This is a genomic window from Citrobacter sp. Cpo089 (assembly GCF_030332695.1).
Lineage (GTDB): Bacteria > Pseudomonadota > Gammaproteobacteria > Enterobacterales > Enterobacteriaceae > Citrobacter > Citrobacter portucalensis.
The window spans coordinates 124,155-138,603 of the sequence record NZ_JAOWHJ010000074.1; the positions used below are offsets into that span (position 1 = coordinate 124,155).

The 14,449-nt window shown below is 49.5% G+C and carries 14 protein-coding genes, 2 tRNA genes and 2 rRNA genes; 6 read left to right on the forward strand and 12 right to left on the reverse strand.

Annotation, left to right across the window (positions count from 1 at the left end):
• Positions 1 to 5: 5 nt before the first annotated feature.
• Both OGX92_RS21685 and OGX92_RS21690 read right to left on the reverse strand, forming a co-directional pair.
• The gene (locus tag OGX92_RS21685; RefSeq protein WP_003830809.1) at positions 6 to 554 is read right to left on the reverse strand and encodes a fimbrial protein; all 549 of its coding nucleotides are present in this window, start codon (positions 552 to 554) and stop codon (positions 6 to 8) included.
• 69 nt (positions 555 to 623) lie between these two features.
• Positions 624 to 1,172, reverse strand: coding sequence for a fimbrial protein (locus OGX92_RS21690; protein ID WP_003830808.1), 549 nt, complete (start codon positions 1,170 to 1,172; stop codon positions 624 to 626).
• Positions 1,173 to 1,922: 750 nt separating this feature from the next.
• Here OGX92_RS21690 and OGX92_RS21695 point away from each other — a divergent pair.
• Complete coding sequence (locus tag OGX92_RS21695) at positions 1,923 to 2,606, forward strand: winged helix-turn-helix domain-containing protein (protein WP_223240930.1); 684 nt, start codon at positions 1,923 to 1,925, stop codon at positions 2,604 to 2,606.
• A 1-nt stretch (position 2,607) separates the two neighbouring features.
• Positions 2,608 to 3,126, forward strand: coding sequence for a FidL-like protein (locus OGX92_RS21700; RefSeq protein WP_003830806.1), 519 nt, complete (start codon positions 2,608 to 2,610; stop codon positions 3,124 to 3,126).
• 157 nt (positions 3,127 to 3,283) lie between these two features.
• On the opposite strand, the gene OGX92_RS21705 is transcribed toward OGX92_RS21700, so the two are convergent.
• Positions 3,284 to 3,360, reverse strand: a tRNA-Asp gene (locus OGX92_RS21705).
• Between the two features lie 133 nt (positions 3,361 to 3,493).
• Positions 3,494 to 4,222 (reverse strand): DNA polymerase III subunit epsilon, encoded by a 729-nt coding sequence (dnaQ, locus tag OGX92_RS21710; protein ID WP_095533177.1) that lies wholly within the window; start codon positions 4,220 to 4,222, stop codon positions 3,494 to 3,496.
• 64 nt (positions 4,223 to 4,286) lie between these two features.
• On the opposite strand from dnaQ, the gene rnhA reads away from it, so the two are divergent.
• Entirely contained in the window at positions 4,287 to 4,754 is a 468-nt protein-coding gene (rnhA, locus tag OGX92_RS21715) for a ribonuclease HI (protein ID WP_063941989.1), read from the forward strand.
• On the opposite strand, the gene OGX92_RS21720 is transcribed toward rnhA, so the two are convergent.
• Positions 4,751 to 5,473 (reverse strand): class I SAM-dependent methyltransferase, encoded by a 723-nt coding sequence (locus OGX92_RS21720; protein WP_126319174.1) that lies wholly within the window; start codon positions 5,471 to 5,473, stop codon positions 4,751 to 4,753. The two genes, rnhA and OGX92_RS21720, sit on opposite strands and share 4 nt — an antisense overlap.
• A gap of 33 nt (positions 5,474 to 5,506) precedes the next feature.
• Here OGX92_RS21720 and gloB point away from each other — a divergent pair, with 33 nt between their 5' ends.
• Both gloB and mltD read left to right on the forward strand, forming a co-directional pair.
• Complete coding sequence (gloB, locus tag OGX92_RS21725) at positions 5,507 to 6,262, forward strand: hydroxyacylglutathione hydrolase (RefSeq protein ID WP_197385267.1); 756 nt, start codon at positions 5,507 to 5,509, stop codon at positions 6,260 to 6,262.
• A gap of 71 nt (positions 6,263 to 6,333) precedes the next feature.
• Positions 6,334 to 7,692 carry a murein transglycosylase D gene (gene mltD / locus OGX92_RS21730; RefSeq protein WP_032934340.1) on the forward strand — a complete coding sequence of 453 codons (1,359 nt, stop codon included), beginning with the start codon at positions 6,334 to 6,336 and terminating at the stop codon, positions 7,690 to 7,692.
• A 49-nt stretch (positions 7,693 to 7,741) separates the two neighbouring features.
• Here mltD and OGX92_RS21735 read toward each other — a convergent pair whose 3' ends face one another.
• From OGX92_RS21735 to OGX92_RS21745, 3 genes are all read right to left on the reverse strand, one after another.
• Positions 7,742 to 8,512, reverse strand: coding sequence for a class I SAM-dependent methyltransferase (locus OGX92_RS21735; RefSeq protein ID WP_126319176.1), 771 nt, complete (start codon positions 8,510 to 8,512; stop codon positions 7,742 to 7,744).
• 76 nt (positions 8,513 to 8,588) lie between these two features.
• On the reverse strand, positions 8,589 to 9,389 hold the full coding sequence (locus OGX92_RS21740) for an endonuclease/exonuclease/phosphatase family protein (RefSeq protein WP_008783770.1): 801 nt from the start codon (positions 9,387 to 9,389) through the stop codon (positions 8,589 to 8,591).
• A gap of 131 nt (positions 9,390 to 9,520) precedes the next feature.
• Positions 9,521 to 10,696 (reverse strand): MFS transporter, encoded by a 1,176-nt coding sequence (locus tag OGX92_RS21745; protein WP_126319178.1) that lies wholly within the window; start codon positions 10,694 to 10,696, stop codon positions 9,521 to 9,523.
• Between the two features lie 104 nt (positions 10,697 to 10,800).
• On the opposite strand from OGX92_RS21745, the gene yafC reads away from it, so the two are divergent.
• Positions 10,801 to 11,715 carry a DNA-binding transcriptional regulator YafC gene (yafC, locus tag OGX92_RS21750; protein ID WP_164563104.1) on the forward strand — a complete coding sequence of 305 codons (915 nt, stop codon included), beginning with the start codon at positions 10,801 to 10,803 and terminating at the stop codon, positions 11,713 to 11,715.
• A 21-nt stretch (positions 11,716 to 11,736) separates the two neighbouring features.
• On the opposite strand, the gene dkgB is transcribed toward yafC, so the two are convergent.
• The 4 genes from dkgB to OGX92_RS21770 all read right to left on the reverse strand — a co-directional run.
• On the reverse strand, positions 11,737 to 12,540 hold the full coding sequence (gene dkgB / locus OGX92_RS21755; protein ID WP_164563105.1) for a 2,5-didehydrogluconate reductase DkgB: 804 nt from the start codon (positions 12,538 to 12,540) through the stop codon (positions 11,737 to 11,739).
• Between the two features lie 164 nt (positions 12,541 to 12,704).
• Positions 12,705 to 12,781, reverse strand: a tRNA-Asp gene (locus tag OGX92_RS21760).
• Positions 12,782 to 12,836: 55 nt separating this feature from the next.
• A 5S ribosomal RNA gene (gene rrf, locus OGX92_RS21765) occupies positions 12,837 to 12,952 on the reverse strand.
• Between the two features lie 96 nt (positions 12,953 to 13,048).
• Positions 13,049 to 14,449 (reverse strand): 23S ribosomal RNA (locus tag OGX92_RS21770); the annotation flags it as partial.

The following is a 14,449-nucleotide window of genomic DNA, read 5'->3' on the forward strand; positions in this document are numbered from 1 at the left end:
GCAGCTCAGAGATAATTCACAACAAAATGCGTGACTGCAGTAAATTCACCAGACGTCATTCTTCCGTCGCGGGAGATCAAATAAGCCGTAAAATTGAGCGTGTTTTTCCCTGGGTTAAGCGCATAATCCGGTGATGGCTCACCCAAATGAATTTGCTTGCCTCTGCCGTCATATATTTCTATCGCTAAATTTTCAGTTTCCGATTGCACGCTCAGATAATCAGGATTGTCACTATCCGGTGCGCCGGAAAAGGTAATATTGGCGCGTTGGAACAGATTCCCGGGGTGTTGAGAATCCCCTAATGAACATCCCAGCAAATGAATGCTGAAATCATGCGCAGATACTTTTTCAGGTTTTCCGGAAATATCTCTGGCTGAGAGGTCATCAAATTCAACCAGCAGCGACCGGTCGTGTGGATCGACATAACAGGCAGCCTCAATAATATTTCCCCGCATGCGCATTTTGCCGGGCGTACTGACAAGACGATGGGTGTCAGCCAAAACCCATGCAGGCGATATGAAGATAAAAAGCAGTAAAATACGCCATCCAGGCATCACCGCATTTCCTTTCAGTTATTCGCAGGAAGGGTTAAGCAGGCGCATAATTGCGCCCGCAGCAGATCGTTACTGATAATCGATCTGGAAATTAACGGTAGATTCGAAGTCACCCGGGGTTACTGCTGCGGATGCGTTGTTGGCCTGCAGATAAGCAACGAAATCAATGTCGGTTTCGCCATCGGTAATGTTGACCTGAGATGCGGCTTCGCCCCATTTCACGTCCTGGTTACCACTGTCAATCATACCGATGCCCGCGCCCTTTGCTGTACCCGAGGTAAATGCAGCCAGCGCATTGTTGTCGGTATCAATCGTTGCCGGGGTGTAAGTTACTGTGGCGGTTTTCGCAACAGTTGTATCGCAGCCCTGCAGAACGATTTTGGCATGCTTAACACCAGCACGTTGGTTGTCTTTTAACTGAGAAGTTGGGATCTCACCAAAATTAACCTGCACCGGGCTGGATTCTGGGGCCAGACCGCATGCGGAATTAACCAGAGAACCAGTGAAGTGAATTTTACCGTTAGTCGGTTCAACATTTTTTGCAGCGAAAGCAGAAGATGCAGTAAAAGTCATTCCCGCCATCAGCGCACAAGCCACAGCCACGTTTTTCATTTTCATATTACTACTTAACCTTATATCTGTTTTTTGGTTATTCCGACGATCTATTTCCACAGACAATTTATGCAAGGGAAACCCTGATCTGCAGGTGGCGGAAGTGCATTTCCTTGCAAACAATCCATCTCAAGCCACCCCGTATTTTGAACTTCATTGGTATTCCATCAGAAATACCGTCCACAGTTGTTTACGCTGTTTCGGGGCTTATATTAAGTCGACGAAAAAATGACACAATGCAAAAGTCCGGTATTAATCAAACTCAGGGAATCGTGTTGTAACACTGTCTGTAGAGCGATCGTTTACCTAAAAAATAGCCAAAAAATACGCCAATGCCAGTGTTAATGTCTATCATTTATGGTTTTTATAGAGTTTTTATCTATCAACTATTTTTTTATTTAGCCAGAAGAACAGGCAAAATGTATTTATGAATGTTTTGTAAAAATGAAATTGGGCATCAAAATCGAGTAATGACAATAAGATAGTGAAAGAGAGGAAGGAGATTGGAGGATTCTATTAGATACATTAAGAGATTGTTATATAAATATTAATAAAGTGATCTATGGTACAATCATTTTTTATAAATGAATTATGTTATGCTATTGCTTCCCCCACTCGAATGCGAGATATCCTGCTTTAAAGGAGACATCAGTGATTTCTCATATACCAATAAACAAAATTAAATCCGTAATTATTGGTGATGGCTTAGTTTTCAGACCACATAAAAATACCCTAAAAGACCTGGCATCTGGTGAAATGGCCACATTGAATAATGTGGCAACACAATTACTGCTCTATCTGTTGCAAAATGGTAAAGAGATATCCTCGCGCGATGAAATTCTGCAGAATGTTTTCCAGCATAATGGCGCCAGAGCGACGGATGCTAATCTCAATCAGCACATTTCATTTCTGCGCAAAGCAATAACGTCTACGGGCCATCCTGCAGAACTGATCGTCACTATTCCGCGAATAGGATTTCGGATGAGCGACGCCAGTATCAATATTCAGCAACTGGAGGAGTCGCAAGCGCCCACCAGAATAGTCAATGTTGCATTGACGCCCAGGGAAAAGAAACGAAACCTGTGGCCTGTCACGATAACAACGTTAATTACCGGCATCGCCGTGCTGGCGACAGCGTGGTTAACATGGATACCCAATGAAATCGCGATGACGGACGCGGCGATCCTGCGGACTATCGACTACGAGCAATGCCGTGTGCATATATTAGGAAACGCCCTCACCGACACCATAACCGAAAAAAAAGCGCTGGATATTTTCAAGTCCGTGGGTATTAACCCCAACTGTTCGTACCCAAAAGATCTGTATCTCAATACCTGGGCGAGCAACCATAATCTGGTTGAGTGGTCGTTTGCCGCTGAATGCGGGCTAAACCTCGGCTATTACCATTGCATCAGCCAGTATCGCCATCATGAGGAATGATATGAAGCAGGAAAGCGATCACTCTCCTTTACTATGGTCAGTCGTGATTGCCATTTTTGGGCTAGCGGCTATCGCTTTTTTTATTATCGCCGGGAATGCGAAAAAACAAGAAATCAGTTTTTCCTGCTCCTCGGAATTCACGTCGATACTCGACATCCAGAATACAAAAAAGGAACTCCACGGAATAATGCTGATAACCAGCTACAACTCCGGACACCTTTCATTGTCAGTCCAAGGGAAACTCAAAAGTGACGACGGCGAGTTCGCTGTTAATAGAAAACTGTTCTTTCGCTATGCCCGTCCACTCGGCCATACCGCAGGCGTTTTTATGCTCACTCCCGATGGTCGGGAAAAATCCCCCGATGATGATGCAACGGACGCTGTCGACTATCTCTTCTTCGACGCTTACGAACGTGCCGACAAGCTGTATATGCTAAAGCACCTGAATGAGGAAACGGTTCTTATTGGCGATAACTTTTCACCCCGCTTCGCCTGCGTGATGAATCACTTCGCGAGTTAATCGCCTTCTGGATATGCGTCGGGTTAAGGATGACCTGATGTGTTGCCCACCCGAAAGCTCGGGCGCGGTCGATAAAGCGTGATAATGAGATTATTATTTTTTGGCGGGCTAAAACGACGAAAGCCTGAATCATTTCTGATTCAGGCTTTCTGAATAGTGGCGGAATGGACGGGACTCGAACCCGCGACCCCCTGCGTGACAGGCAGGTATTCTAACCAACTGAACTACCACTCCGCGTTGTGTTCCGCTTGTGAACGAAGCGAATATTACGGATTGCCTCGCGCCTCGTCAACGCTTTTTCTCACGTTTTTAATCGTTTGCTGCAAAAATCACCCGAATGGCCATTTTCATACGGTAAACGTACAAACTATGCCCGCCAGAGGCAACTTCCGCCTTTCTTCTGCACCAGGTCAAGGCGTGACTCATGGGCCGCTAACTCTTCATCAGTGGCGAAAACAACGCGTAGTTTACTGGACTGTCGCACAATACGCTGGATCCCCGTGTCATTCTGCTGCTGGCTGTCGCCTTCCATTGAGAACGCCATCGTGGTCTGCCCGCCGGTCATCATCAGATAAACGTCGGCCAGAATCTGGGCATCGAGCAATGCGCCGTGCAGAGTTCGTTTACTGTTGTCTATCTCATAGCGCGAGCATAACGCATCAAGGCTGTTTCGCTTGCCAGGAAACATTTTCCTCGCCAGCGCCAGGCTATCGGTTATTTTGCAAAATTCATTCGTCTTCGGAATATCACGCTTGAGCTTCGCGAATTCGTAATCCATAAAGCCGATATCGAACGATGCGTTATGAATGACCAGCTCCGCGCCGCGAATGTAGTCGAGAAACTCGTCGGCTACATCGGCAAACGTAGGTTTATCGAGCAGGAATTCGTCTGCGATTCCATGTACGCCGAACGCTTCCGGGTCCACCAGCCGGTCCGGCTTCAGGTAAACATGGAAGTTATTGCCGGTCAGGCGGCGGTTCACCACTTCAACCGCACCGATCTCAATGATCTTGTGGCCTTCATAGTGGGCGCCAATCTGGTTCATACCGGTAGTTTCGGTATCGAGGACGATCTGTCGTGTAATTCCAGTGCTCATAACGGTCATTTATGTCAGACTTATCGTTTGATTTCGATTTGCTAAAACAGGAAGTCTACCAGAGATGCTTAAACAGGTAGAAATTTTCACCGATGGTTCTTGCCTGGGAAATCCAGGGCCTGGTGGTTATGGGGCGATTTTACGCTATCGTGGGCGCGAAAAAACCTTTAGCGAGGGCTACAACCTCACCACTAATAATCGCATGGAGCTGATGGCGGCAATCGTTGCGCTGGAAGCCCTGAAAGAACAGTGTGAAGTGATACTCAGCACGGACAGCCAGTATGTGCGCCAGGGCATTACGCAGTGGATTCACAACTGGAAGAAGCGCGGCTGGAAAACAGCAGATAAAAAACCGGTGAAGAACGTCGATTTGTGGAAACGTCTCGATGCCGCGCTGGGGCCGCATCAAATCAAATGGGAATGGGTTAAAGGCCATGCGGGCCATCCGGAAAACGAACGCTGCGATGAGCTTGCGCGCACCGCGGCCATGAGCCCGACTCAGGATGATATTGGGTATCAGGCTGAGGCTTAAGCGTCCGGTTTACGGTATTGCCGGGTCGCGCCAACGGCATGACGGATAGGCGTTTTGCTTTTATTTTGTTTCATCGGGTTGAGCGTAAGCGGAATGGTTCGCTTGCGCGCAACCACCAGCTGTAAACAGCCCAGCGCGGGGATATGGGCGCTTAACATTTTCCCGCCCTTCTTGTTCCAGGGCAGAACATGAAAACGACTATAGTGCAGCACTTCAAAATTCAGTAATGATAGCCAGTCCAGTTGACGCATGAGGGTAAACATCCGACTGTTATAGGGCGATGTCTTGCGCAATACGGGTATCAGTTTACGCAATCCCATCAAGCTTACCGGGTTAAAGCCGCTCAGAATCAACCAGCCGTCATCAATCAACACGCGATCGGCTTCACGCAGTAGGCGATGCGGATCAGAGCACCACGGTAACGTATGGGCCAATAAACAGACATCCACGGACTTATCGGCAAAGGGAAGATGCAAAGGATCGGCCGTCACCTGCATGGGAGATCCCTGCAAAGAAACATTTACCTGATGAGAAACCGCGCACGCTTCAGAATCGATTTCTGCGCTTAAATTACCAACCTTAAGCAGATGAAAACCGTACATTTTTGCAAACCACGGGTTAAGCTGATGCTCCAGCGCCTCACGATAGTGTTCGCCCCAGGGCAAATCATCCCAGCTAACGGGCGCTACGACAGTTTGAGGGATCCTTGCCGGTTTCATCACAACCTTCCGTTACGCATTGAGAGGTAATATATGAATCTTAACAGTATTCCTGCATTTCAGGACAATTACATCTGGGTCCTGTCAAATAATGACCAGCATTGTCTGATTGTGGACCCGGGTGAGGCGGCTCCTGTTTTGAAAGCCATTGCAGAGCATAACTGGGTGCCGGAAGCCATCCTGCTAACCCACCATCATCAGGATCACGTGGGCGGTGTGAAAGAACTCCTGCAACATTTCCCACAAATAGTGGTATACGGACCGGCTGAAACGCAAGATAAGGGAACGACACACATAGTCGAAGATGGCGATATTGCACTCGTTTTGGGGCATGAATTTAGGGTAATTGCTACTCCGGGTCACACTTTAGGACATATCTGTTACTTTAGCCATCCTTACTTATTTTGTGGTGACACGCTCTTTTCTGGCGGTTGTGGTCGACTTTTCGAAGGCACAGCAACTCAAATGTATCAATCACTTAAAAAAATAAACGAACTTCCTGACGATACATTAATTTGTTGTGCACATGAGTACACATTAGCAAACATGAAGTTTGCCTTAAGCATTCTCCCGCACGATTCGTTCATAAATGAATATTATCGTAAAGTTAATGAGTTACGCGTAAAAAAACAAATGACACTACCCGTAATTCTGAAAAATGAGCGGCGAAATAATCTTTTTTTGAGAACAGAAGATATTGATTTAATTAATGAAATAAACAAAGAAACAATATTGCAACAACCTGAAGAGCGTTTTGCCTGGTTAAGGTCAAAGAAAGATACGTTCTGACAATTCCGGGTTGCCTTTTGAAAACTTCGCCGTTATGATCGGTCGTCTTTTAAGCAACTATTGACACACACATGAAGGCAAAAGCGATATTACTCGCCTCTGTCCTGCTTGTTGGGTGCCAGAATACTGGTAACGTCCAACAACACGCACAGAGCCTTTCTGCAGCTGGTCAAGGGGAAGCAGGAAAGTTTACAAGTCAGGCGCGATGGATGGACGACGGAACATCTATCGCTGCTGATCAAGATTTGTGGGCTTTCATTGGTGACGAGCTAAAGATGGGAATTCCGGAAAACAACCGGATTCGCGAACAAAAACAGAAGTATTTACGTAATAAGAGCTATCTCCACGATGTAACTTTACGGGCAGAGCCGTATATGTACTGGATAGCCGGGCAGGTTAAGAAACGTAACATGCCAATGGAACTGGTACTACTACCCATAGTGGAGAGCGCTTTTGATCCTCACGCAACGTCTGGCGCCAATGCCGCAGGTATTTGGCAGATCATTCCGAGCACGGGGCGCAATTATGGTTTAAAACAGACCCGCAATTATGATGCACGTCGCGACGTTGTGGCTTCCACCACCGCCGCACTGGACATGATGCAGCGTCTGAACAAGATGTTTGATGGCGACTGGCTGCTGACCGTTGCTGCTTATAATAGCGGTGAAGGTCGTGTCATGAAGGCAATCAAAACGAACAAAGCACGTGGAAAATCCACTGACTTCTGGTCGTTACCATTGCCTCAGGAAACAAAGCAGTATGTGCCCAAAATGCTGGCATTGAGCGATATACTCAAAAACAGCAAACGCTATGGCGTGCGTCTGCCAACAACAGACGAAAGCCGCGCGTTGGCACGTGTTCGCCTGAGTAGCCCGGTTGAGATGGCTCAGGTTGCCGATATGGCGGGTATTTCCGTCAGCAAGCTGAAGACTTTCAATGCAGGTGTGAAAGGCTCCACGTTGGGTGCCAGCGGCCCGCAATATGTGATGGTGCCAAAGAAGCATGCAGAGAAGCTGCGTGAATCTCTGGCTTCAGGCGAAATTGCAGCCGTGCAGTCAACGCTGGTCGCGGATAACACGCCGCTGAACAGTCGTAGCTACAAAGTTCGCTCTGGCGATACGCTTTCTGGCGTCGCTTCACGTCTTGGCGTGAGCACCAATGACCTTAAGCAGTGGAATAATCTGCGCGGGTCATCCCTGAAAGTGGGTCAAAACCTGACGGTGGGTGCGGGTACCAGCGCGCAGCGTCTGGCGAACAACAGCGATAGCATCACCTATCGTGTGCGTAAAGGCGACTCGTTGTCGAGCATTGCCAAACGTCACGGGGTTAACATCAAAGATGTCATGCGCTGGAACAGCGATACGGACAATCTACAGCCAGGCGATCAGCTCACGTTGTTTGTGAAAAACAACGGCATGCCGGATTCCTGATAGGATTGTAGAAATGAAGGCACTGGATTCCCCCCAGTGCCTTTTTTATTTATCCCGCTTTATGTGCCTCAACCATTATCGTGTCGCTGGTAAACGAGCCATCTTCCTGTAACGCAAAGTAGGCTTTCACGTCTGCAGAAGCACTTTGTTGGTATGCACGAATCGCGTCGCTCAACGCCGCGGGCGTGCGCATCCTCGCGACCCACGAACTGAACTCCAGTGGCAGGCGATCGGTTAACAAAGTATCGGCAATCAAATTGGCATCGTTGATTAACGACAGCCACTCTCCACTGGAATAGTTACGAACGTGCGAGGTATCGCGTAACGCCTCCACGGTTTGCAACCAGATATCACGTACTGGGTGGCCTGGCGACATCACATCCATCACAATCAATACACCACCGGGCTTCAGAACGCGGTTCACTTCCCGCAGCGCGCGTCCGACATCATGCCAGTGGTGCGCAGAATAGCGGCTAATTACCACGTCAAATTCGCTATCTTCAAATGGCAGACTTTCGGCATAACCCTGGCGTGTGGCGACATTCTCCAGGCCTCTGTCTTTTGCCGCCTCAGCGACTACCTCAAGCATCTGCGACGATAAATCATAAGCCACAACCTGCTTTACGTGTTGCGCGGCTACAAAGCTGGCATGCCCCGCTCCACATCCCATATCCAACACACGGGCCTGCGGAAATGCCGATAACCTTTCCCTCAGACGCTGCAAGTCACGGCCAGAGGCGTGCACCGCACTGGTTAAATAGGCATTAGCCTGAGAGCCAAACTGTTTTTCGACGTTGTCATGGTGAGAGCGTGTTGTCATTGTGTTGTCCTTCGGTTGTTGTGAAATAGGAAGGGCAACCATCACAGGCCTGCCCTACGGCAGACCTGACACACCGTTATTGTTCAGGTTTGCCGGGACTGAATTCAACGAGTAGCGGGTTGTGATCGGATGCACGGGTGACCAGCACAGAGGCTTCACTCACGTTCAGACCACGATAGAACACAAAATCGAGAGGGCGACCAAACGCGCGTCGGCGCTGATCGTCAGTAAAACGTACCTGGCGCAGCGACATTTCACGCGCAAAGCGGTACAGCGCATTCATCCGTCGACGGCTCCAGGCATTGAAATCGCCAGCCATAATAACCGGACCGCTGTGATGAGCAATCTGATCGCCAATGGGAAGTAACTGCTTACTATAAACATCGACGCCGAGGCTAAAGTTAACCGCGTGGATATTCACCACCATTAATAATCGAGAGTCAGGCAGCGGATACACCGTTACCAGAGCCGATTTCGCCAGCCGTAAAATAGGCTCACGCTCGCGCAATGGACAACAGTAAACAGGATGAGCAGCAGAGAGCGTCATGACGCCAGAGGGATGCTGAGGCAACACAAAGGCAGGAACCTGATCGGCAGCAAGGTAGTTAGCGGTCGCAAACTGCACCAGCTCTGGCGTGGTTTGCGCTTCCTGTAATAATACCAGATGCGCATCTTTGCCAAAATTCTTCAGCACCGACTGCCATTCTGCGCGCTGCTGTTTAAAAATATTCCATACCAGCACGCGAATGCGGTCTTCACTGCTTAACGGAACGCCTGCGGGTAATGCCTGGCCAATATGCGCAAACGACCCCGGCGGTAAAATCCGCTCGGCGGGTTGTCCGGCAACATAACGCATGGCATAGGTGTTTTTTCGCACTTTAGACTTTCAAACCTCTGTAACGTCAACCAGTCCGCAGCCGGACTGGTTCTTCTGTTATAGGGATTTTAGCACTCACTTTCAACGAACAATTGCAGTTTGTTTTGTAAGTGGGCGCTTACATCAATGATTTACCCCAGAGCAACACGCACCGGTTTATCAAGACGACCGCTGACCCCCATCAGCAGGAAAGCTACCAGAACAATGAGGGCGCCAATCCACGGCGTCTGAGCTAAACCATAATGCTCGACCGTTTGCCCGCCAATCACTGACCCCAGTGCAATCCCAATGTTAAACGCCGCAATGTTTAACCCTGACGCCACATCTACAGCATTAGGCGTAAATTGCTCAGCTTTCTGTACCACGTAGACCTGCAATCCCGGTACGTTACCAAAGGCAAAGATCCCCATCACCAGAATGGTAGCCAGCGCGGCGTACTGCGTAGAGGCCGTCAGTTGGAAGACCATCAGCAGAACAAACAGCGCGGCGAAAATGAATTTCAACGCAGGAACCGCACCATGTTTATCCGCCAGCTTACCGCCCCAGATATTACCGATAGCCACTGAAACACCGTAACCCAATAAGATCCAGCTTACTGCTGCCGGGGAGAATCCCGCCAGATCCTGCATCATCGGTGCCAGGAAGGTGAATGCCGTGAATACACCGCCGTAGCCCAGTGCCGTAACGGCGTAAATCAGCAGCAGACGGGGATGAGTCAGCACCTTCATCTGGTCGCGAATGCTGGCGGCTGCGCGACCGGGAATGTTGGCGGGGATCAACAACTGGCTACTGATCAGTGCAATCACGCCTAACATTGATACCGCGAGGAAAGTCTCACGCCAGCCAAAGTGCTGACCGATAAATGTTCCCAGCGGCACGCCGGTGACCAGCGCCACCGTTAAGCCACCAAACATAATGGCAATGGCGGAAGCCGCTTTCTCTTTTGGCACCAGACTTGTCGCGATGGTAGAACCAATCGAGAAGAATACGCCATGTGCCAGCCCAGTCAGCAGACGAGCAACAATGAGTGTCATATACCCGGGTGCCTGCCATGCGAGCAAATTCCCCGCTGTAAACAGAACCATCAGCGCAACCAGTAACTGTTTACGTGGAAGGCGTCCGGTCAGAGCGGTCAGTACCGGTGCGCCAATTGCCACCCCCAGCGCATAGATTGAAACCAGCATCCCAGCGGAAGGTAACGAGATCGCCAGCTGTTGAGCGATGGTTGGCACCAGGCCAACAATCACAAACTCAGTAGTGCCTATAGCGAAGGCACTTATTGTTAGTGCAAATAAAGCGAGAGGCATAAATAACTCCGTAACATCAGTAATCAGATGACACGCAGTATGCCAGGATGTTTTAATGACAAAAATATTCAAAATCTCAATATAATTTTGCGTCAGGTGCAAAAATGAAAGCAACCTCTGAAGAACTTGCGATTTTTGTGGCGGTAGTGGAAAGTGGCAGCTTTAGCCGGGCGGCAGAACAGCTTGGACAAGCCAATTCCGCGGTCAGCCGGGCAGTAAAAAAGCTGGAGATGAAACTGGGCGTCAGTTTGCTTAATCGCACGACCCGACAGCTAAGCCTGACCGAAGAAGGAGAGCGCTACTTCAGGCGGGTGCAGCAGATACTGCAAGAGATGGCTGCAGCAGAAACGGAAATCATGGAGTCGCGTAATACTCCGCGCGGCCTGCTGCGCATCGACGCAGCAACACCGGTGATGTTGCATTTCCTGATGCCGCTAATCAAGCCGTTCCGGGAGCGGTATCCCGATATGACGCTGTCTCTCGTCTCCTCAGAAACGTTCATCAATCTTATTGAACGAAAAGTGGATGTTGCTATACGAGCGGGTACACTGACTGACTCGAGTCTACGTGCGCGTCCGTTATTTACCAGCTATCGTAAGATTATTGCCTCACCGGACTACATTGCCCGTTTTGGCAAGCCAGAGAGTGTCGAGGAGTTAAACCAGCACCTGTGTCTGGGGTTTTCCGAACCGGTTTCACTCAATACCTGGCCGATTGCCTGTATCGACGGACAGCTGCATGAGGTCGAGTGCGGAATTTCTTCCAACAGTGGAGAAACGCTAAAACAGCTTTGCCTGAATGGCAACGGCATCGCATGTCTTTCAGATTATATGATAGATAAAGAGATCGCGCGGGGAGAACTGGTGGAGTTATTGGCAGATAAACGTCTGCCGGTAGAGATGCCTTTTAGCGCAGTTTATTACAGCGATCGTGCCGTCAGTACGCGCATTCGGGCATTTATCGACTTTTTAAGTGAATATATAAGAACAGCTCCCGAAGGAGCTGTGAAAGAGGGTTAAAGGGTACAGAGGGTCAGGCAATTAATCCCAATCAGGGGCCAGGCCTTCCGGGCTGACCAGACGATCGTTGCAGTCCAGTGCCGCGATCGCTTTTTTATCTTCGGCATCCAGATGCAGTTCCAACGCCAGCAGGTTGCTTGCCAGGTTTTCACGTTTGGTAGAAGAAGGAATTACGGAGTAACCTTCCCCCATTGCCCATGCCAGAATAACCTGCGCCGGGGTCGCGTTATGTTTAGCGGCAATGTGCGCAATCACTCCATCTTTCAGCGCTTTACCGTAAGCCAGCGTCATGTAAGAGGTGATGTGGATACCGTGTGCTTTCGCCCAGTCAACCACCTTACGGCTCTGCAGATACGGAGACAGCTCAATCTGATTGGTCGCAATGTTCTCTGCACCTACTGCGGCAATGGCTTTTTCCATCAGCGGAATGGTGAAGTTTGAGATACCAATTTCGCGAGTCAGCCCCTGCTGTTTTGCTTCGAGCAGCGCCTGCATGAATTCCTCTACAGATACCGCATCACCTGGAGATGGCCAGTGGATCAGCGTCAGATCGACATAATCTGTACGCAGCTTCTTCAGGCTTTCTTTCAGACTTGGGATCAGTTTTTCTTTGCTGAGATTTTCAATCCAAATCTTGGTGGTGATATACAGCTCGTTACGCGGTACGCCGCTTTCGGCAATCGCCTGACCAACAGCCGCTTCATTATCATAGATTTGCGCAGTGTCGACAGCACGGTAGCCTAGCTCAAATGCCGTTTTAACAGAAGCGATAACCACGTCGTCTTTCAGGCGGAAAGTACCTAAACCGAATGCAGGGATAGTCATAGAATTCCTCTTTTTAATCACTATGTTCGTTAACTGAGAGGATTATGAGCTTCAGCTCTTTATAGAAAAAGAGTGAAAAATGCAGAGGATTTTTGCGGATTCAGCAATAATTAAATTGCAGACAAAGAAAAAGCCCTGAGCGTTAGCTCAGGGCTTTTAATAAGTGGCGGAACGGACGGGACTCGAACCCGCGACCCCCTGCGTGACAGGCAGGTATTCTAACCAACTGAACTACCGCTCCACCGAATTTCTTTGTCACCACCCGGATTCTTCATCCCGGTTTACTGCAATTTGATGCCTGGCAGTTCCCTACTCTCGCATGGGGAGACCCCACACTACCATCGGCGCTACGGCGTTTCACTTCTGAGTTCGGCATGGGGTCAGGTGGGACCACCGCGCTACAGCCGCCAGGCAAATTCTGTTTATCAACACGCTTTTGCATGTCAATCTAATCTGTAATCAGGCTGAATATTGTCTCTGTCTTTCGCCAAAACATCTTCGGCGTTGTAAGGTTAAGCCTCACGGTTCATTAGTATCGGTTAGCTCAATGTATCGCTACACTTACACACCCGACCTATCAACGTCATCGTCTTTAACGTTCCTTCAGGACTCTCAAGGAGTCAGGGAGAACTCATCTCGGGGCAAGTTTCGTGCTTAGATGCTTTCAGCACTTATCTCTTCCGCATTTAGCTACCGGGCAATGCCATTGGCATGACAACCCGAACACCAGTGATGCGTCCACTCCGGTCCTCTCGTACTAGGAGCAGCCCCCCTCAATTCTCCAGCGCCCACGGCAGATAGGGACCGAACTGTCTCACGACGTTCTAAACCCAGCTCGCGTACCACTTTAAATGGCGAACAGCCATACCCTTGGGACCTACTTCAGCCCCAGGATGTGATGAGCCGACATCGAGGTGCCAAACACCGCCGTCGATATGAACTCTTGGGCGGTATCAGCCTGTTATCCCCGGAGTACCTTTTATCCGTTGAGCGATGGCCCTTCCATTCAGAACCACCGGATCACTAAGACCTGCTTTCGCACCTGCTCGAGCCGTCACTCTCGCAGTCAAGCTAGCTTATGCCTTTGCACTAACCTCCTGATGTCCGACCAGGATTAGCTAACCTTCGTGCTCCTCCGTTACTCTTTAGGAGGAGACCGCCCCAGTCAAACTACCCACCAGACACTGTCCGCAACCCGGATTACGGGTCTACGTTAGAACACCAGCCATTAAAGGGTGGTATTTCAAGGATGGCTCCATGCAGACTGGCGTCCACACTTCAAAGCCTCCCACCTATCCTACACATCAAGGACCAGTGTTCAGTGTCAAGCTATAGTAAAGGTTCACGGGGTCTTTCCGTCTTGCCGCGGGTACACTGCATCTTCACAGCGAGTTCAATTTCACTGAGTCTCGGGTGGAGACAGCCTGGCCATCATTACGCCATTCGTGCAGGTCGGAACTTACCCGACAAGGAATTTCGCTACCTTAGGACCGTTATAGTTACGGCCGCCGTTTACCGGGGCTTCGATCAAGAGCTTCTCCTTACGGATAACCCCATCAATTAACCTTCCGGCACCGGGCAGGCGTCACACCGTATACGTCCACTTTCGTGTTTGCACAGTGCTGTGTTTTTAATAAACAGTTGCAGCCAGCTGGTATCTTCGACTGATTTCAGCTCCATGGGTAAACCACTTCACCTACATATCAGCGTGCCTTCTCCCGAAGTTACGGCACCATTTTGCCTAGTTCCTTCACCCGAGTTCTCTCAAGCGCCTTGGTATTCTCTACCTGACCACCTGTGTCGGTTTGGGGTACGATTTCGTGTTACCTGATGCTTAGAGGCTTTTCCTGGAAGCAGGGCATTTGTTACTTCAGCACCGTAGTGCCTCGTCATCACACCTCAGCGTTAA